This is a genomic window from Micromonospora sp. NPDC047620, assembly GCF_043205005.1.
GTDB lineage: Bacteria > Actinomycetota > Actinomycetes > Mycobacteriales > Micromonosporaceae > Micromonospora.
In genome coordinates this window covers 63,341-81,415 of record NZ_JBIDDG010000016.1, presented here as the reverse complement: position 1 = coordinate 81,415, position 18,075 = coordinate 63,341, and the positions used below count along the sequence as shown (strand labels likewise).

Below are 18,075 nucleotides of genomic sequence, written 5' to 3'. Positions count from 1 at the left end.
GCTGCGGGCCCCCTCGGGAAGGAGGGAGACTCGACGCCGGATTCACGCAACCACGCACCGGGGGTCGTGCGTTTAGCACAACGAGGTCGGCGCGCGCAGGAAATGGGGAAAGAAGCCCCGGCGCCCCTCGTTCCCTACTCGCGTACCCTGTCGAGGTGACCTGGATGCGGAAACGTGACCACAATGTGCTGACCAACGCCGCATCGCTGCTCATATGTGGCCTGTTGGCCGGCGTGGTGGTCGCGGCGGCGGCCTTCCCCGCGGTGGCGATGTCCGGCCTGGCCGCCAAGGCCGGCGCCGAGACCTTCGGCGCGTTGCCCAAGGAGCTGACCGTGGCCCGCGCGCCGCAGATCAGCTACCTGTACGCCGCCGACGGCAAGACCCCGCTGGCGACCATGTACGACGAGAACCGTCGCGACGTGAAGCTGGCCGACATCGCGCCCATCATGCAGAAGGCGATCATCGCCGCCGAGGACCACGACTTCTACAAGCACAACGGCGTTGACCTCAACGGCATCGCCCGGGCCTTCGTCAACAACCAGTCCGGCGCGTCCAGCCAGCAGGGCGCCTCGACGCTGACCATGCAGTACGTCCGCCTGGCCATCGCCTACTCGGCGACCCACCCGGCCGACGTGGTCGCGGCCACCGAGGACACCAGCGCCCGCAAGCTGCGCGAGATGCGCTACGCCATCCAGATCGACAAGGAGCTCTCCAAGGACGAGATCCTGGAGCGCTACCTGAACATCGCCGCGTTCGGCAACGGCGCGTACGGCATCTACGCCGCCAGCCAGGTCTACTTCAACAAGCCGCCGAGCAAGCTCAAGATCGAGGAAGCCGCCATGCTCGCCGGCATGGTGAAGGCGCCGAGCACCAACGACCCGACCACCAAGAGCGGCTACAAGGCGGCGGTCGAGCGGCGCAACTACGTCATCGACAACATGGTCGAGATCGGCGCCATCACGCAGCAGGAGGCGGACGCGGCGAAGGCCGTCCAGCTCAAGGTCACCGGCAAGCGGGCGCCCAACGGCTGCGTCTCGACCAACGAGAAGGGCTGGGGCTTCTTCTGCGACTACTTCTACCGCTGGTGGATGCAGCAGGAGACCTTCGGCTCGACCTCGTACGACCGGGAACGGCGGCTCAAGAGCGGCGGCTACAGCGTGGTCACGACGCTCGACCCGCAGGCCCAGCGGGGCGCCGACAAGGCCGTCCGCAAGGCCAAGTCGGTGAACAGCAAGGAAGCCGCCATGGTCGCGGTGGTCGAGCCGGGCACCGGCCGGGTCCGGGCGCTGGCGGTCAACCGCACCTTCAAGCTCGACGACCCGAAGAAGCCGGCGAACAAGCCGCACAGCGACCCGAAGCAGCGCAAGAAGGGCAAGCTCGGCAACTACCCGAACACGGTGAACCCGCTGCTCTCCGGCGGTGACGGCATCACGGGTTACCAGGCCGGCTCGACCTTCAAGATCTTCACGATCGTGGCCGCGCTGGAGAAGGGCATCCCGCTCGGCTACACGATCAACGCCCCGCAGCAGTTCAAGTCGGAATACATCATCGACAGCGGCAGCCCGGCGGCGTGCCCCGGCACCCACTTCTACTGCCCCACCAACTCGGGCAAGAAGGCCGGCGGCGTGCAGACCATGTGGAGCGCCTTCGCCTCCTCCATCAACACGTACTTCGTGCCGTTGCAGCAGCAGGTCGGCGCGGAGAACGTGGTCGACGTGGCCAAGCGGCTCGGCATCCAGTTCCGGCAGAGCGAGGACGCGAAGTTCGCCGGCACCAAGGACTACGCGCACCAGTGGGGCGCCTTCACCCTCGGCGTCTCGCAGACCACCCCGCTGGAGCTGGCCAACGCCTACGCCACCCTCGCCGCCGACGGCAAGTACTGCGAGCCGATCCCGGTGCAGGAGATCAAGGACCCGGACGGCAAGAAGCTCGACATCGCCAACCCGCGCTGCGAGAAGCGGGTCAGCACCGAGGTGGCCCGCGCCGCCGTGGACGCGGCCCGCTGCCCGGTCGGCGACAACTCCTCCACCAGCAGGTGCGGCGGCAGCCGTACGGCCGCCGAGGTCAAGGGCATCGTCGACGCCCCGGTGGCCGGCAAGTCCGGCACCACCGACTCGGAGAAGACCGCCTCGCTGGTCGCGATGACCAAGCAGTACGCGGTGGCCGGCATCATGGCCGACCCGGACTGGCCGCAGACCAACGTCAAGATGAAGCACAAGCAGCGCGACGGCATCAACCCGCCGGTCTACGAGACGCTGCGCGACGCCATGAAGGGCAAGAAGCGCATCAACTTCGAGCCCCCGGGCCAGAAGATCTCCGAGGGCGACCAGCGCCGGATCCCGGACGTGAAGTGCCTGGACGTGGAGCAGGCGAAGTCCCGGATCGAGGCGGAGGGCTTCGACGCGGTCGTCTCCGACATCCGGGTCCCGTCGAGCTGCGCCCCGGGCAAGGCCGCCGGCACCAGCCCCGACGGCCGGACCATCAAGGGCGGCGTGGTGACCATCCAGATCAGCGCCGGCGGCGGCACCGCCCCGGGCAGCGACACCAAGCCGACCAACCCGGGCCGTCCGCCGGGCCGCAACGGCGGCTGAGCCGCCCGGACCGACGGGAACGGGCGGGCACCCCTCGCGGGGGTGCCCGCCCGTTTCGCGTACGCGGGTCGGGTCGCGCGGCAGTTCAGAGGCCGAGCTGTCGGCGTACCTCCGCGGCCACCCGACCGCCCTCGGCCCGGCCGGCCACCGCGGCCTGGGCCGCCTTCATGGCCGGACCCATCTGCGCCGTGCCGGTGAAACCACCCGCGGCGAGCGCCCCCGCGACCAGTTCGGTCAGCTCGGCCTCGGAGAGCTGCTTCGGCAGGTAGCGCTCCAGCACCTCGCCCTCGGCGGTCTCCTTCGTGGCCTGCTCGGTGCGGCCGGCGTCGGCGAAGGCCGTCGCGGCCTCCCGGCGCTTCTTCGCCTCCTTGGTCAGCACCGCGAGCACCTCGTCGTCGGTGAGCTCGCGCTTGGCCTTGCCGGCGACCTCGGCGGTGCCGACGGCGGCGAGCGCCATCCGCAGGGTGGAGGTGGTCAGCTCGTCGCGCGCCTTGAGAGCGGCGCGCATGTCGGCGGTCAGACGGTCCTTCAGCGTGCTCATGGACGGTGAAACTACCCTGAACTCCATGCGAAAGCGCACACTATTCCGGCTTGCGACCGGGACCGCCGCGTTGGGCGCGGCGACCCTGGCGTACGCGTCGCTCGTCGAGCGCAACATGTTCACCCTGCGGCGGTACGACGTGCCGGTGCTGCCGGCCGACGCCGAGCCGCTGCGCGTCCTGCACCTGTCCGACCTGCACATGACGCCCAACCAGGGGCGCAAGCAGCGCTGGGTGGCGTCGCTGGCCGCGCTCGACCCCGACCTGGTCGTGGTGACCGGGGACAACATGGCGCACCCCGGCGCCGTGCCCGGCGTGCTGCGCGCCCTCCAGCCGCTCCTCGACTACCCGGGGGCATTCGTCTTCGGCTCCAACGACTACACCGGGCCGGTCTGGAAGAACCCGTTCACCTACTTCCTGCCCGACCGCGAGTACACCGAGGGCGCGGAGTTGCCGCACGAGGAGCTGCGCGACGTCCTCACCGGGGCCGGCTGGGCGGACCTGAACAACGCCCGCACCGTCGTCAAGGCCGGCGGCCGGGCGGTCGAGCTGCTCGGGGTCGACGACCCGCACATCGAGCGGGACGACTACGACTCCGTCGCCGGGCCGGTGTCGCCCGCAGCCGACCTGTCGATCGCGCTGACCCACTCTCCCGAGCCGGCCGTGCTCGACCGGATGGCCGCCGACGGCTTCGGGCTGCTGCTCGCCGGGCACACCCACGGCGGCCAGGTCTGCGTGCCGGGCGTCGGGGCGCTGGTCACCAACTGCGGCCTGCCCCGCTCCATGGCGCGCGGCCTGCACCGCTGGCCCGGGTCCGACTCCTGGCTGCACGTCTCCGCCGGCCTCGGCACCCACCCGACCGCGCCGGTCCGGTTCGCCTGCCCGCCGGAGGTGAGCGTGCTCACCCTGATCCCCCGCTGATCCGCACGCCGGGCGGCACGCCGGCTCACGGGCGGCACGCCGGCTCACGGACAGTCGTGAGCCGGCGTGCCGCCGCCTGTCGAGCTGCCCCGTCGGTGCGACCGATCGGGGTCGCCGCCACCGGTGGGGGTACCGAGTTTGACCACCGGACCGGGTGGGCTAGTATTTGTCCGCACGCCTCGGGGTGTGGCGCAGCTTGGTAGCGCGCTTCGTTCGGGACGAAGAGGTCGTCGGTTCGAATCCGGCCACCCCGACCAGAGGTAACAGCAGGTCAAGGCCCCTCCACGGAGGGGCCTTGATTCGTTTCCGCCGATCACCGCTCTCCCGGAGGCAGCGAGACGGCCGCGAACGACGCGAGTGCCCTGCGATCCCGGTCACGAGTCGAGTGCTTGTAGCGGTCCAGGGTTGTTGACGGTGAGCGCCTGGCCGACGAACGGCGGAGGCGGAACGCTCCGCCGGCCAGCTCGTGACCTTGGATATGACCAGGGCGCGGTGCAGCTCCGAAACGGAGTTCGACATTGAGGACGAGGCCCGGTCGATGATGCGGCGTCTCGTCCGGGCCGAGGGCGGCCGGTGGCGCGTAGCAAAACCGGCGACGCGGCCACGCAACCGCCGAACTGAGCGGTATTCGACGATGATGGCCGAATGGAACACCTCCAAGAGCCGGAGACAGCCTTCGCGTAGGGATGATCACGCGGCAATGGCGCCACTTGGATGGCGCGCTGGACAACGAGATCAGCGTTGCGGCAGAGAACGGCGATCCTCGCCAGGCCGTGCGGGCAGCGACCGGCATCCGGAGAGCAGGGTGGGTACGGCCTCCGGCTGTCGGCGGCGTCGTTCTGTACGTCTTCAGGCAGCCCTGAACGGGCCGCACGCGTCCCCGACTGGGCGCGCGCCGATCGCTGCCGCTGTCACTCTGCGGCCGTCACGCCTGATACCCGCATTACCTGCCCGTCCTGGCGGCGCATGTCATGCAGCCACGCCGTCCACACCAGACCTTCCCGCACCCGCCCTCATACCGCGTCAACCTTGATCCACCTTTTCGTCTTCATGTCGAATCCACGCAGGGTATCGTGTTTCTGCAGGATGCAATCGAGGTGGTAGTCTTTTCCGCCCAGTTCCTCGAATCGATCTGCGAACCATGGGTAGAGGTAATTCCTGGTGAATTTACTTAGCTGCTCACGCAGGCTCATGCTGCTTGTGTTCACATCACATCCTTCAAGCACGTAGAAGCTGAAGCCAAAGTGGAGGAAGCGGGTACTGTACAGATTTTCTCCGTTCGCATTTATTCGAACATCGTCCCCCGTGTTCGTCCACCGCCAGCAGGTTCATGCCGAATCCGGCATAGTCACCTTCCACCCGGAAGATCAGCGCCCTGGTGTCGGGGTGGTAGGGATATCCCAGAACCTCCCGCAGGTCCGACAGCGTTTTGTCTCGCTTTTTGTCGACATTCTTGATGATCTGCTGCTTGATTTCGTCAGGTATCACAGTTCTCTCATTTCTGATCGAGCGCGCGGCAGTGCGCGCAACTGCGGAATCCGCATCGGGCACCCGCCGCCGCTGAGCCCGCCACCGCCGAGGGCCGGCCGCGCGACAGTCGCCGAGACCGGCTGGGGCGGCGCGCTCAGTCGTGGCGTTCGGTGCGGGCGATCTCGGCGAACGCGGCGGTCAGGTAGCCGTCGAGCGGCCGGCCGGTCGCGGCGAGCAGGTCGGCCACGAGCAGCGGCACGTGCCGCGCCACGGCCGGCGGGTCGGGCGGGGACTCGTCGCCGTCCGGGTCGTAGACGCCTAGGGCGCCCGCCAGCAGGACGAGCACCACGTGCGGGTCGACGTCGGGCCGCCACTGCACCGCGCCCCGGACGCAGCGTTCGAGCACCTGCCGGACGTCGTCGCCGTCCAGGCCGTCCGGGTGGCCCTCCTCGAGCAGCAGCCGGACCACCGCGCCGAGGACCAGGCCGGACCGTTCGGCCGCGGCGAGCCGGGCCACCGAGACGTCGTACGCTTCGGGGTCGCGTTCACGCACGGCGGCGACCGCGTCGGCGGCGGCGGTGGCGATCTCGCGGGCCGGTGCGGGCAGGTGTCGCCAGGTCGTGGTCATCCCGGCCAGCATCGCAGACGGGCCCGACAGCGCGCCGGCCCCGGCACCACGGCGCGGGCCGGTCGGCGCGAACGTGGCCTTGGTCACCGGGCGGCGTCGGGCCGCGCGGGGCGGGTCGTAAACGGCTCGCCTGTCGTCGTACCCGGCGCACAGAATCGCGGCATGCTCAGTCGTGCCCTGCCCCGCCGTCCGGAAGCCCGGCGGATCCTCGTCGGCACCCTGCTGTCGGCGGTCGGGCGCGGCCTCACCCTGCCGTTCCTGTTCATCTACCTGACCGACGTCCGCGGCCTCACCGACGCCCGCGCCGGCCTGGTGATCGGCTGGTACGGCGCCGTCACCCTGGCCCTGTCACCGCTCGGCGGCACGCTCATCGACCGCTTCGGCGCGCGTCGGATCGTCATACCGTGCCTGCTCGTCGAGGCGGTCGGCACCGGCTCGCTGGCGCTGGTCGACTCGACCGCGTCGGCCTTCGTGGTGATCACGCTGATCGCGATCGGCAGCTCGGCCATCTGGTCCGGGCAGAACACCATCCTCGCCTCGCTCACCGACGACGACGAGCGGCAGCGGGTCTACGGGCTGAACTTCGCCCTGCTCAACCTCGGCATCGGCATCGGCGGCCTGATCTCCGGCGCGATCGTCGACACCGCCCGCCCGGTCACCTTCCAGGCGATCTACGTGCTCGACGCGGTCAGCTACCTGATGCCCGCGCTGATCCTGCTGAGCCTGCCCCGGGTGGGCCACCGGCTCGCCGCCGGGCCGACCGGGGACCGGCCGTCGGCCGGCGGCTACCTCACCGTGCTGCGGGACCGGCCGTTCCGCCGGCTGGTCGTCTTCGGCCTGGTCCTGACCACCTGCGGGTACGCGCAGATCGAGGTGGGCTTCGCCGCGTACGCCGTGCGCGTGGTGGAGGTGACGCCGCGCGTGGTGGCCTGGGCGTTGGCCGGCAACACGGTGATGATCGTGCTCGCCCAACTGCTGGTCATCCGCCGGATGGAGGGGCGCAGCCGGACGGGCGGGCTGGCCGTGGTGGGCGCGGTCTTCGCGACCGCCTGGCTGGTCCTCGGCGCCGCCGGCCAGGTCGGTCCGGGCAACGCGCTGGTCGCCGCCCTCGGCGTGGTGGCCTGCTCGGCCATCTTCGGCTTCGGCGAGACGCTGTTGTCGCCGGTGATGCCCGCGCTGACCAACGCGCTCGCCACGGACGAGCTGCGCGGACGCTACAACGCCATGAGTTCGATGATCTTCGGCATCAGCGGGGTGATCGGCCCGGTGACGGCGGGTCCCCTGATCGGGGCGGCCGACGGCCGGATCTGGGTCGCGGTGGTGGTCGGCGGCTGCCTGGTGGCCTCGCTGCTCGCGCTCTCCCTGCGCCCGCTGCTCACGGCGGTCCAGGACGGCCGCGTGCCAGCTGCCCCGCCGGCCGCCGAGCCGGCCCCCGCCCACGTCTGACCGACCCCGGGGCGCAAGCGGAGACGGGCCCCCGGAGCAGCTGCTCCGGGGCCCGTCGGGTGCGTACGCCGACTCAGGCGGCGGGGACCTCCGCGGTGGTGCGGTGGCGGCGGGGGGGGACCGCCGCCGCGTCGGGGACGGCCTCTCATCGCCGGCCGCCGCCGGTCGACCGGGGCGGGCCCCGCAGACCTGGGAATATGTCTCCGATCGGGGAACGTCTGGACGAGCGTTTCCGACATGCCCGGCCGGCGCTGGCCGGTCGTCGCGGTTGTCGGTGGGCTGGTCTAGAAAGGACCGGACGGACGGCGTACGACGGGAAGGATGATCGGATGAGCGGGGGCCTGGCAGTGGAGACGGTGCGGTCGGCCGACGGCACCCGGATCGCGTACGAGCGCGCGGGCGACGGGCCACCGATCATCCTGGTCGGCGGTGCCTTCAACGACCGGTCGACCACCCGGGCGCTGGCCGGGGCGCTCGCGCCGGACTTCACCGTCGTCGGCTACGACCGGCGCGGTCGGGGCGACAGCGGCGACACCGCGCCCTACGCGGTCGACCGGGAGATCGAGGACATCGCGGCGCTGGTCGCTGCGGTCGGCGACACGGCGCACCTCTACGGCGTCTCGTCCGGCGCGATCCTCGCCGCGCTCGCCACGGCGCACGGGCTGCCGGTCGGCGGGCTCGCCCTGTTCGAGCCGCCGTTCCAGGTCGACCCGCAGGCCGGCCCCCGGCCGGACGTCTCGGCCCGGACGGCCGCGCTGATCGCCGCCGGCGACCGGGCCGGTGCGGTCGAGGCGTTCATGCTGCACGCGGTGGGGCTGCCGGCCGAGGCGGTGGCCGGGATGCGCGGCGAGCCGGTGTGGCCCTACCTGGAGTCGCTGGCGCACACCCTCCCGTACGACACGCTGATCAGCGCCGGCGGCGTGCCGCCGGTCGACCGCCTGGCCACGATCACCGTCCCCACCGTGGTGGTGGACAGCACGGGCAGCCCGCAGTGGTTGCGCGACGGCGCCCGTGCGGCGGCCGAGGCGATTCCGGGTGCCCGCCACGTCAGTCTCGACGGCGGCTACCACGAGGTGCCGGCCGAGGCGCTCGCCCCAGTGCTGCGCGATGTCCTCCTCGGCTGACGCCCATCCGCCTCACCGGCGGCAGCGGCACGCCGGGCGCTATTGACGGCCGCTGATACACCGGAGTGGGTGAGCGCCGGAGGAGGCAGGGTGTCGGAGGAGCAGAAGGACCGGGCCCTCGAGGCGGCCCTGGCGGACGCGGCGGCGATCCGGACGACGATCGAGCGCAAGGCCAACCACAACCAGGCGCTCGTCGGGGCGAACCTGACCGCGGTCGCGGCGGTCGCCGGCTTCGTCCTCTCGGAGAAGGCAGACCTCCGGATGTTCCTGCTCCTGCCGGTGCTCAGCACCGCCCTGGGGCTGAGCGTCGTCTCCCAGTACCGGGACATCCGCATCGCCGGTCAGTACCTCGAGCAGGTGTTGCGCCCCGCCATCGCGCGCTACACCGGCGAGCCCAGCCTCTTCGGCTGGGAGGTCTTCTACTGGCGGCGCAAGCACGACGGGCACGTGGCGCAGGCGCTCGCCATGGGGGTGATCTTCCCGGGGGTGTCCACCCTCGCCCTGGCGGTCACGCTCCCCGGCATCCGCACGACCGCCGACAAGCTGGCCTGGGCCGTCGGGGCGGCCATGCTCCTGCTGCTGCTCGGCGCGTGGTCCAACCGTCTCCACGAGATGGTCCGCGCCCGTTGGGCCCGGTTCCGCCGCGCCTCTCCGCGCCGGGCGTCCGACGAACCGGCCCGGTCCGGCGACGACGGCACCCGCACGACGACGGCGGCCTGACCAGCCCCGAGCGTCCTGGTCCTCCCGGTTGTCCGGGCCCGCAGGAGAGACGGTGCGCCGGTCAGCCCGGTGCCCGGCGTCAGCGCCCGGGTCAGAATCCGCAGGTCTTGCCGGCGGCGTGGCTGACCTGCACCAGGTGGGTGACGCAGCCGCCCGCGGCGACCCGGTGCAGCAGGAAGCCGGTCGGCTCGGTGACCCAGCCGATCTGCTCGTCGGCGCTCATGGTGAGCGTGCTCTGCCGCCAGGTGCTCGGCGCGGTGGTGAGCACCGTGCCGGCGAAGGTCACCGTGACCGGGCGGTGGACGTTCCCGGCGACCACCCGGGCGACGTGCGGGTGCCGGGCGATCACCTCGGCCAGCGCGTCCCCGTCGGTCAGCCGGATGTCGTCGACGACGGGGATGCCGACCGGCGCCGGCGGGTGGTGCAGGCAGACCACGGCCGGCACCTCCGGCCGGCCGGCCAGCACCCCGTCCAGCCAGCCGAGTTGGTCCTCGCCGAGGCAGCCGGCGCCGTCGCCGGCCGGCATCAGCGAATCCAGCACCACGATCGTCGCCTCGGGGTGGTCGACGTGGTAGTAGGCCGAGAAACCGCCACCGAGCCACGGCGTGCCGCCGAAGGTGTCGAGGAGCGACTCCCGGTCGTCGTGGTTGCCGGCGACCAGGTGCACCGGCAGCGGGAACCGGCCGATGATCTCGCGCAGCGCGGCGTACTCGTCGGGGCGGCCGTGGTCGACGAGGTCGCCGGTGATGACCACGCACTCCGGCCGGGGGTTCAGCGCCAACACCCGGCCGAGGGCACGGTGCAGGCCGACGGCCGGTTCGGCGGCGAGCACGCCGGTGGTCACGTGCGGATCACTGAGCTGGGCGATGAGCATCCGTGCCTCCACTCGACCGGGACCCTCACGCTATCGCCGCGAGCCCCGCCGCGCGGCCCGCCCGAACCCACAGGCCGTGTCCACAGGCTGTGGATAGCACATGTGTACGAAGGCTGTGGACGATCTTGCTTCCGGGTGGCACGGCGCCTCGCTGAGTACCCTTGGTGCGGGCCCGCCCGCCGGCCCGCACCCCTCCCAACCTGGAACGACGTGCCCAGTGGATCACGAGCGAGTCATCCGTGACGTGACGGTCCGCCTCCCCATGGCGTCGACCGCCCTGGAGGCGTGCCAGTGGACCGTCACCGCGCTCGCCCGGTACGCGCCGGCCACCATCTCCGTCCTGCTCCAGGTGCACGACCGGCTCCGCTGCGTCGCGGCGACCGGCTCCTGGCAGGTCTTCTCGACCGTGCCGCCGAAGACCGGGATCGTCGGGCGGGTGTACGCCTCCGGTGAGACCGCCGTCGTGCCCGACGTCGCCGACGACCCCGACTACATCCCGGTACGCCCCGACGTCACCGCCGAGGTCTGCGTACCGGTGCTGGACCCGGCGGGGCGGCCGATCGGCGTGCTGGACCTCCAGTGGCGCGGGCCGGCCGACCTGGCCCGGTGGGGGAAGACCGCCGAGCGGCTGGCCGCCCGGCTCGGCGCCCGGATCGTGGCGCTCGGCGGGCCGCCCGCGGAGAGCCGCAGCGAGAAGCTGCTCCGGCACGCCACCGCGCTGACCTCCGCGTCGACGGAGTGGGACCTGTTTGCCGCCGCGATCGCCGCGGCCCGGGACGTCTCCGCCCTCTCCGCCGCCGTGCTGGTGCTCGCCGGGCCGGAGGGGCCCCGGCTGGGCGCGCCCACCGCCACCCCCGGCGAGTTCGAGTCCCGGATCCGGGCGGAGCTGGCCGAGGCGGGCCCCGCCGCGCTGGGCCGGATGGTCAGCCACGCCCACCACCACGGAGTGGGGTACACGCTCGGCGAGGCGGGGCACCCGCCGGTCCCCGACCACCGGCCGCTGTCCCGGGCCGGGGTGCGCACCCTGGTCGCGGTGCCGGTCGGCCCACCCGGCGACGGCGGGGTGCTGCTGGTCGCCGACGAGCGGCTGCTGCGCCCCGACCCGACCACCGTCAACCTGCTGGAGCTGCTCGCCGGCCAGGCATGGAGCTGCCTGGACCGGCTGCGCACCGTCGCCCGGCTGCGTGAGCAGGCCAACTCCGACCCGCTGACCGGGCTGCGCCACACCGGCCCGTTCGGCCGACGCATCGCCGTGGCCACCCCCGGTCGTACGGCCCTGCTGGCGATCGACGTGGACGGCTTCAAGAGCGTCAACGACACGTACGGCCACCAGGCCGGTGACCGGGTGCTGGTCCGGCTGGCCCGGGCCCTGGAGGGGGCGCTGCGGCACGGCGACGAGCTGTACCGGATCGGTGGCGACGAGTTCGTGGCGGTGATCGAGGTGAACCGCCCCGACGAGGCCGTCCGGATCGCCGAGCGCCTCACCGAGGCGGCGCGGCAGATCGGCCGTACGATCAGCGTGGGGGTGGCCCTGCCCCGCCCCGGCGAGTCCCCCGAACTCACCCTGCGCCGCGCCGACCAGGCGCTCTACGCGGTGAAGCGGCACGGCCGCGACGGCGTCCGCCTGGCCGCCGCCTGACCGCACCCGTCAGCGGGGGGTTAGTTCCTTGGCGAGGAGTTCGGCGATCTGGGCCGTGTTGAGGGCGGCACCCTTGCGCAGGTTGTCGCCGGTGACGAAGAAGTCGAGGGCGCGCGGGTCGTCGACGGCGCGGCGGATCCGGCCCACCCAGGACGGGTCGGTGCCGACCGCGTCGATCGGCATCGGGAACTCGCCGTCGCCCGGGTCGTCGACCAGGATCACCCCGGGGGCGTTGCGCAGCACCTCGCGGGCGCCCTCGGCGTCCACCTCGGTGGCGAAGACCGCGTGCACCGCGACGGAGTGGCCGGTCACCACCGGCACCCGTACGCAGGTGGCCGAGACCTTGAGGTCCGGCAGCCCGAGGATCTTGCGCGACTCGTTGCGCAGCTTCATCTCCTCGGACGACCAGCCCGCCTCGGCCAGCGAGCCCGCCCAGGGCACCACGTTGAGCGCCAGCGGCGCCGGGAACGGGCCCAGCTCGTCGCCGACCGCCTGGCGTACGTCGCCGGGGCGGGAGCCGAGGGCCCGGTCACCGGCGATCTTGGTGAGCTGGGTGTGCAGGGTGTCCACGCCGGCCTGACCGGCGCCGGAGACCGCCTGGTAGGAGGCGAGCACCAGCTCGCGCAGCCCGTACTCGCGGTGCAGCGGGGCGACCGCGACGATCATCGCGAGGGTGGTGCAGTTGGCGTTGGCGATGATCCCCTTCGGCCGGTTGCGCACCTGCTCGGGGTTGATCTCCGGCACCACCAACGGGACGTCGCGGTCCATCCGGAAGGCGCCGGAGTTGTCCACCGCGACGGCACCCCGGCCCACCGCGACCGGGGCCCACCGCGCGGAGACGTCGTCCGGCACGTCGAACATCGCCACGTCGACGCCGTCGAACGCCTCCGGGGTCAGCGCCCGGACGGTCAGCTCCTCGCCCCGGCAGCGCACCCGCCGCCCGGCCGAGCGCTCGGAGGCGAGCAGCCGGATCTCTCCCCAGACGTTCTTCCGCCCGGTGAGCAGCTCGCACATCACGGTGCCGACGGCACCGGTCGCTCCGACCACGGCCAGGGTGGGCAGCGACGACACGGGGGCTACCGTCCCGTCCCCGCGTAGACGACGGCTTCGGTGTCGCCGCCGAGGTCGAACGCCTCGTGGATGGCGCGCACGGCGGCGTCCAGGTCGGTGTCGCGGCAGACCACGGAGACCCGGATCTCCGAGGTGGAGATCATCTCGATGTTCACGCCGGCCGCGCCCAGGGCGGCGAAGAAGCCGGCCGCGACGCCGGGGTGCGAGCGCATGCCCGCCCCGATCAGCGACACCTTGCCGACGTGGTCGTCGTAGAGCAGGCCCTTGAACTTGACCGACTCCTGGATCTTGCTGAGCGCGGCCATGGCCGTCGGGCCGTCGGTCTTCGGCAGGGTGAAGGAGATGTCCGTGCGCCCGGTGCCCTCGGTGGAGACGTTCTGCACGATCATGTCGATGTTGATCTCGGCACCGGCCACGGTGTCGAAGATCCGCGCGGCGGCGCCCGGCTCGTCGGGCACCCCCACGATCGTGATCTTGGCTTCGCTGCGGTCGTGGGCGACCCCGGTGATCAGTGCTTGCTCCACAGGAAGGTCCTCCATCGATCCGGTGACCATCGTGCCGGTGTTGGTCGAGTATGACGAACGGACGTGGATCGGCAAGCCCGCCCGGCGGGCGTACTCCACGCTGCGCAGGTGCAGGACCTTGGCGCCGCAGGCGGCCAGCTCCAGCATCTCCTCGTAGGTGATCTGCTTGATGTGCCGCGCGTCGGGGACGATCCGCGGGTCGGCGCTGAAGACGCCGTCGACGTCGGTGTAGATCTCGCAGACGTCCGCGTGCAGGGCGGCGGCCAGCGCCACGGCGGTGGTGTCGGAACCGCCCCGGCCCAGCGTCGTGACGTCCTTGGTGTCCTGGGAGACGCCCTGGAAGCCGGCCACGATCACCACCGCGCCCTCGTCGAGCGCGCCCTTGAGCCGGCCCGGCGTGACGTCGATGATCCGCGCCCGGCCGTGCACGGACGTGGTGATCACGCCGGCCTGCGAACCGGTGAACGAGCGGGCCTCGTACCCCAGGTTGTGGATGGCCATGGCGAGCAGCGCCATGGAGATCCGCTCCCCGGCCGTGAGCAGCATGTCCAGCTCGCGGCCCGGCGGCAGCGGGCTGACCTGGTTGGCCAGGTCGAGCAGCTCGTCGGTGGTGTCCCCCATGGCGGAGACCACCACCACGACGTCGTCGCCGGCCTTGCGCGCGGCGACGATGCGCTCGGCCACGCGCTTGATCCGCTCGGCGTTGGCGACGGAGGACCCGCCGTACTTCTGCACCACGAGTGCCACGACAGTGCGCTCCCTCCCAGCGACGACCCTGAGCGTGCCGACGCCGCCGGTCGGGGCCGGCGGCGCGTGTCAGACGCCTTCAGGGTATCGGTCGACCGGCTCGGTCGGGTCAGGTGATCCCACGATCCGGCCCGGCCGACGCGGGGGGCGTGGCGCGCGACACGCCGGGCGGACGGGGCGGCAGGGGTCCCCGTGCGCCGTTCCCGGGCCGCAGAATGACCCGGTGCACGCCCACCTGACTCCGGCCGGCCCCCGCGGGCGCGATCGTCAGTCCGCCCGGGCCGGGAAGGCCGCCGCCGAGGAGGTCCGCGCCCCCGTCGCCGGCCTCCGCACGCCGGCGCGGCCGGCCCGACGCCTCGCCGGCCCGCTGGCGCTCGCCCTGCCGGCGCTCCTCGTCGCCTGCACCGCCGACGAGCCGGTCCCGCCACCACCCGCCACCTCGACGCCCGTCCCGGCGGGGATGGACGCGGCGCGCGACGCGCTGGCCGCGCTGGCCGCGGCGGCGCAGGACCGGCACCTGGTCGCCGGCTACACGCTGCGCAGCCCGGACGCCCCGGACCGCACGATCATGGTGACCAGCGCGAACGACGGCACCTGGCGGGTCGACATCCCGGGTGGCGCGCTCGGCGGCACCGCGGACGTCTCGCTCGCCGCCACCGCCGACGGGCTGTTCCAGTGCGCCCTGCCGTCGGCAGCCCGGCCCGAGCCGGCGAGCTGCGTACGCCTCGGCGACCCGGACGACGCGGTGCCCCGCCGGCTGGACCCCCGGGTGCAGCACCCGTTCACCGACTGGCTGGACGTGCTGACCGACCGGCGCGCCCCGCTCGCCGTGTCACCCGCCCAGCCCCTGCCCGGGGCGTCGGGCACCTGCTACTCGGTGGAGACCACCTCGGCCTCGATCAACGCCCCGCTGGACGTGGGCATCTACTGCTACGGCCCTGACGGCACGCCCACCGCGGTGCGCACGGCGTTCGGCACCCTCACCCTGGCCGGGTCGCCCGGGCCGGCCCCGGCGACCGTGCAGCTCGCCGGTCCCGTGGTAGACGGCGAGCCGCTCGGCACGGCGGCGCCGGAGCCGGCCGACAGCCCGAGCGCGGGAACGCTCTGACCCAGCCGCACGTTACGGGTGCTTTTCGCCACATTCGGACATACCGCCCTTAGTTGTCGAACCGCCCGTACGGGACACTCGTCGCATGGTCGACCTCACCCCGCTGCTCGCGTTCCGCTGGAGCCCCCGCGCCTTCGACCCGACGGCGGAGCTGGCCGCCGACCACGCGTCGACGCTGCTCGAGGCGGCCCGCTGGGCGCCCTCGGCCGGCAACGTCCAGCCGTGGCGGTTCGTCCTCGGGCACCGCGACGACGAGACGTTCAAGCGGATCCTGGTGAACCTGCCGGAGCCGGACCAGCGGTGGGCCCAGCGCGCCTCCGCCCTGCTGCTGGGCACCCACCTGACCGGGGCCGCCGGACACCTCTACGACCTGGGGCAGGCCATCGCCCACCTCACCGTGCAGGCCACGGCGCTCGGCCTGCACGTGCGCCAACTGCGCGGCCTGGACCGCGCCGGCCTGGCCGCCGACCTCGACCTGCCGGACGGCGTACGGCCGCACGTGGTGGTGGCCGTCGGGCAGCTCGGCGACCCGCTCAGCCTGCCCGCCGACCTGCTCGGGTCGGAAACCGGCCTGCGCCGCCGCCTCCCCCTGGCCGAGATCCTGCTGACCAGCGGAGATGCGAAGTGCGTCTCATAGTCCGGACCGTCCTTCCCGCGACTCGTCCCACCACGTAGGGTTACCTGGTCATGTGGCAGGCGTACCTCCTCCTTGGTCGCCGCGACGAGGCCTGAAGGCCGGCACCTCGTCGCGGAGTCGAACCGCGCCGTCCAGCACATCCGAACTTCCCATCGGCACCGCCCGGGCACCGTCGCCCCGGCACCTGGCCGACACCTTCCGATTGCTGACGCCACATGTTTCAAGGGGAGCACTTCGTCATGGCTCAACCCGTCACCGACGCGGAGACCGATCCGATCGCCCGGCAGCGCCCCAGCGGGATGCCGTACCACCGCTACGAGCCCTACCAGCAGCAGTTCCGCATCGACCTGCCGGACCGCACCTGGCCGACCCGGCACGTCGAGACCGCGCCGCGCTGGTGCGCGGTGGACCTGCGCGACGGCAACCAGGCGCTCATCGACCCGATGTCGCCGGAGCGCAAGCGGCGGATGTTCCAGCTCCTGGTGCAGATGGGCTACAAGGAGATCGAGGTCGGCTTCCCCTCGGCCAGCCAGACCGACTACGACTTCGTCCGGCAGCTGATCGAGCAGGATCTGATCCCCTCCGACGTCACGATCCAGGTGCTCACCCAGTGCCGGGAGCACCTGATCGACCGCACCTTCGAGTCGCTGCGCGGCGCGCGGCGCGCGATCGTGCACTTCTACAACTCGACCTCCACGCTCCAGCGCCGGGTGGTCTTCGGGCTGGACCGCGACGGCATCGCGGACATCGCCACCCAGGGCGCGCGGCTCTGCCAGAAGTACGCGGAGATCCACACCCCGGACACCGACGTCCACTACGAGTACTCGCCGGAGTCGTACACCGGCACGGAGCTGGAGTACGCGCTGGAGGTCTGCGCCAAGGTCATCGAGGTGGTCGACCCGACGCCGGACCGGAAGCTGATCGTCAACCTGCCCGCCACCGTCGAGATGGCGATGCCGAACGTCTACGCCGACTCGATCGAGTGGATGCACCGGCACCTGCCCCGGCGGGACAGCCTGGTGCTGAGCCTGCACCCGCACAACGACCGGGGCACCGGCGTGGCCGCCGCCGAGCTGGGCCTGCTGGCCGGCGCGGACCGGGTCGAGGGCTGCCTGTTCGGCAACGGCGAGCGCACCGGCAACGTCGACCTGGTGACGCTGGGCCTGAACCTGTTCTCCCAGGGCATCGACCCGATGATCGACTTCTCGAACATCGACGAGGTGAAGCGGGCCGTCGAGTACTGCAACCAGCTCCCGGTGCACGAGCGCCACCCGTACGCGGGTGACCTGGTCTACACCGCCTTCTCCGGCTCCCACCAGGACGCGATCAAGAAGGGCTTCGACGCCCTGACGGCGGACGCGGCGGCGGCCGGGGTGCCCGTCGACAACTTCACCTGGGCGGTGCCCTACCTGCCGATCGACCCGAAGGACCTGGGCCGCACCTACGAGGCGGTCATCCGGGTCAACTCGCAGTCCGGCAAGGGCGGCGTCGCGTACATCATGAAGAGCGAGCACCAGCTCGACCTGCCGCGCCGGCTCCAGATCGAGTTCTCCGGCGTGGTCCAGCAGGTCACCGACCACGACGGCGGCGAGGTCGACCCGGGCACGATGTGGGAAATCTTCGCCGGGCACTACCTGCTCGACCACCAGGTCGACCCGGCGCTCACCCTGGACGGCTACGCCATCGGCACCCCCGAGGGCAAGGTCGAGATCGAGGCCCGCGTCGGCCTGGGCGGCGAGGCCCACTCGCTGACCGCGGTCGGCAACGGCCCGATCGACGCGTACGTCAACGCGCTCCAGTCGGTGGGCGTGGCGGTGCGGGTGCTCGACTACCACGAGCACGCGCTCTCCTCCGGCGGGGACGCGCAGGCCGCCGCGTACGTGGAGTGCGAGGTCGACGGTCGTACGGTCTGGGGCGTGGGCACCGACGCCAACATCGTCACCGCCTCGATCAAGGCCGTGACGAGCGCCGTCAACCGCGCCCGCGCCTGACGCGCGAGGAAGGGCCCCCTGCCAACGCCTGGCGATCGCAGGGGG

The 18,075-nt window shown here is 72.3% G+C and carries 16 protein-coding genes and 1 tRNA gene; 10 read left to right on the top strand and 7 right to left on the bottom strand.

Features of this window, described 5'->3' with window-relative positions:
• Window positions 1-164 precede the first annotated feature (164 nt).
• The gene (locus tag ACGF5C_RS21040) at window positions 165-2,591 is read left to right on the top strand and encodes a penicillin-binding protein (protein ID WP_393303950.1); all 2,427 of its coding nucleotides are present in this window, start codon (window positions 165-167) and stop codon (window positions 2,589-2,591) included.
• A gap of 85 nt (window positions 2,592-2,676) precedes the next feature.
• On the opposite strand, the gene ACGF5C_RS21035 is transcribed toward ACGF5C_RS21040, so the two are convergent.
• A complete protein-coding gene (locus tag ACGF5C_RS21035; protein WP_393303948.1) occupies window positions 2,677-3,132 on the bottom strand; it encodes a GatB/YqeY domain-containing protein in 456 nt (151 codons plus the stop codon).
• 25 nt (window positions 3,133-3,157) lie between these two features.
• On the opposite strand from ACGF5C_RS21035, the gene ACGF5C_RS21030 reads away from it, so the two are divergent.
• On the top strand, window positions 3,158-4,051 hold the full coding sequence (locus ACGF5C_RS21030; RefSeq protein WP_393303946.1) for a metallophosphoesterase: 894 nt from the start codon (window positions 3,158-3,160) through the stop codon (window positions 4,049-4,051).
• Between the two features lie 180 nt (window positions 4,052-4,231).
• Window positions 4,232-4,308: transfer RNA gene (locus ACGF5C_RS21025), tRNA-Pro, on the top strand.
• A 756-nt stretch (window positions 4,309-5,064) separates the two neighbouring features.
• On the opposite strand, the gene ACGF5C_RS21020 is transcribed toward ACGF5C_RS21025, so the two are convergent.
• The 3 genes from ACGF5C_RS21020 to ACGF5C_RS21010 form a co-directional block, all read right to left on the bottom strand.
• Complete coding sequence (locus ACGF5C_RS21020; protein WP_393303944.1) at window positions 5,065-5,259, bottom strand: hypothetical protein; 195 nt, start codon at window positions 5,257-5,259, stop codon at window positions 5,065-5,067.
• A 10-nt stretch (window positions 5,260-5,269) separates the two neighbouring features.
• On the bottom strand, window positions 5,270-5,539 hold the full coding sequence (locus ACGF5C_RS21015) for a hypothetical protein (RefSeq protein ID WP_393303942.1): 270 nt from the start codon (window positions 5,537-5,539) through the stop codon (window positions 5,270-5,272).
• 136 nt (window positions 5,540-5,675) lie between these two features.
• Window positions 5,676-6,149: a hypothetical protein gene (locus ACGF5C_RS21010; protein WP_393303940.1), complete on the bottom strand. Its 474-nt coding sequence runs from the start codon at window positions 6,147-6,149 to the stop codon at window positions 5,676-5,678.
• 162 nt (window positions 6,150-6,311) lie between these two features.
• Here ACGF5C_RS21010 and ACGF5C_RS21005 point away from each other — a divergent pair, with 162 nt between their 5' ends.
• The 3 genes from ACGF5C_RS21005 (at window position 6,312) to ACGF5C_RS20995 (ending at window position 9,439) form a co-directional block, all read left to right on the top strand.
• Window positions 6,312-7,595, top strand: coding sequence for an MFS transporter (locus ACGF5C_RS21005; RefSeq protein ID WP_393303938.1), 1,284 nt, complete (start codon window positions 6,312-6,314; stop codon window positions 7,593-7,595).
• A gap of 329 nt (window positions 7,596-7,924) precedes the next feature.
• Window positions 7,925-8,719, top strand: a complete 795-nt coding sequence (locus ACGF5C_RS21000; protein ID WP_393303936.1) for an alpha/beta fold hydrolase — start codon at window positions 7,925-7,927, stop codon at window positions 8,717-8,719.
• A gap of 90 nt (window positions 8,720-8,809) precedes the next feature.
• Entirely contained in the window at window positions 8,810-9,439 is a 630-nt protein-coding gene (locus ACGF5C_RS20995; protein WP_393303934.1) for a hypothetical protein, read from the top strand.
• Window positions 9,440-9,530: 91 nt separating this feature from the next.
• Here ACGF5C_RS20995 and ACGF5C_RS20990 read toward each other — a convergent pair whose 3' ends face one another.
• The gene (locus ACGF5C_RS20990) at window positions 9,531-10,313 is read right to left on the bottom strand and encodes a phosphodiesterase (protein ID WP_393303932.1); all 783 of its coding nucleotides are present in this window, start codon (window positions 10,311-10,313) and stop codon (window positions 9,531-9,533) included.
• A gap of 217 nt (window positions 10,314-10,530) precedes the next feature.
• Between ACGF5C_RS20990 and ACGF5C_RS20985 the strand changes: the two genes are divergently transcribed.
• A complete protein-coding gene (locus ACGF5C_RS20985) occupies window positions 10,531-11,952 on the top strand; it encodes a diguanylate cyclase (protein WP_393303931.1) in 1,422 nt (473 codons plus the stop codon).
• Between the two features lie 9 nt (window positions 11,953-11,961).
• On the opposite strand, the gene ACGF5C_RS20980 is transcribed toward ACGF5C_RS20985, so the two are convergent.
• Together ACGF5C_RS20980 and ACGF5C_RS20975 are read right to left on the bottom strand one after the other, a co-directional pair.
• The gene (locus ACGF5C_RS20980) at window positions 11,962-13,023 is read right to left on the bottom strand and encodes an aspartate-semialdehyde dehydrogenase (RefSeq protein WP_393303929.1); all 1,062 of its coding nucleotides are present in this window, start codon (window positions 13,021-13,023) and stop codon (window positions 11,962-11,964) included.
• Window positions 13,024-13,028: 5 nt separating this feature from the next.
• Window positions 13,029-14,294: an aspartate kinase gene (locus tag ACGF5C_RS20975; protein WP_357456383.1), complete on the bottom strand. Its 1,266-nt coding sequence runs from the start codon at window positions 14,292-14,294 to the stop codon at window positions 13,029-13,031.
• A 223-nt stretch (window positions 14,295-14,517) separates the two neighbouring features.
• On the opposite strand from ACGF5C_RS20975, the gene ACGF5C_RS20970 reads away from it, so the two are divergent.
• The 3 genes from ACGF5C_RS20970 (at window position 14,518) to leuA (ending at window position 18,030) form a co-directional block, all read left to right on the top strand.
• Window positions 14,518-15,402: a hypothetical protein gene (locus ACGF5C_RS20970; RefSeq protein ID WP_393303927.1), complete on the top strand. Its 885-nt coding sequence runs from the start codon at window positions 14,518-14,520 to the stop codon at window positions 15,400-15,402.
• 85 nt (window positions 15,403-15,487) lie between these two features.
• Window positions 15,488-16,039, top strand: coding sequence for a nitroreductase family protein (locus tag ACGF5C_RS20965; RefSeq protein ID WP_393303925.1), 552 nt, complete (start codon window positions 15,488-15,490; stop codon window positions 16,037-16,039).
• Between the two features lie 239 nt (window positions 16,040-16,278).
• Complete coding sequence (gene leuA / locus ACGF5C_RS20960) at window positions 16,279-18,030, top strand: 2-isopropylmalate synthase (protein WP_393303923.1); 1,752 nt, start codon at window positions 16,279-16,281, stop codon at window positions 18,028-18,030.
• Window positions 18,031-18,075: the final 45 nt, after the last annotated feature.

Excerpts from the sequence above, each read along its gene's own strand:
- leuA (WP_393303923.1), top strand. The coding sequence starts at position 16,279 with ATGGCTCAACCCGTCACCGACGCGGAGACCGATCCGATCGCCCGGCAG.
- ACGF5C_RS20965 (WP_393303925.1), top strand. The coding sequence starts at position 15,488 with ATGGTCGACCTCACCCCGCTGCTCGCGTTCCGCTGGAGCCCCCGCGCC.
- ACGF5C_RS21005 (WP_393303938.1), top strand. The coding sequence starts at position 6,312 with ATGCTCAGTCGTGCCCTGCCCCGCCGTCCGGAAGCCCGGCGGATCCTC.
- ACGF5C_RS21035 (WP_393303948.1), bottom strand. The coding sequence starts at position 3,132 with ATGAGCACGCTGAAGGACCGTCTGACCGCCGACATGCGCGCCGCTCTC.
- ACGF5C_RS21030 (WP_393303946.1), top strand. The coding sequence starts at position 3,158 with ATGCGAAAGCGCACACTATTCCGGCTTGCGACCGGGACCGCCGCGTTG.
- ACGF5C_RS21000 (WP_393303936.1), top strand. The coding sequence starts at position 7,925 with ATGAGCGGGGGCCTGGCAGTGGAGACGGTGCGGTCGGCCGACGGCACC.
- ACGF5C_RS21040 (WP_393303950.1), top strand. The coding sequence starts at position 165 with ATGCGGAAACGTGACCACAATGTGCTGACCAACGCCGCATCGCTGCTC.
- ACGF5C_RS21010 (WP_393303940.1), bottom strand. The coding sequence starts at position 6,149 with ATGACCACGACCTGGCGACACCTGCCCGCACCGGCCCGCGAGATCGCC.
- ACGF5C_RS20990 (WP_393303932.1), bottom strand. The coding sequence starts at position 10,313 with ATGCTCATCGCCCAGCTCAGTGATCCGCACGTGACCACCGGCGTGCTC.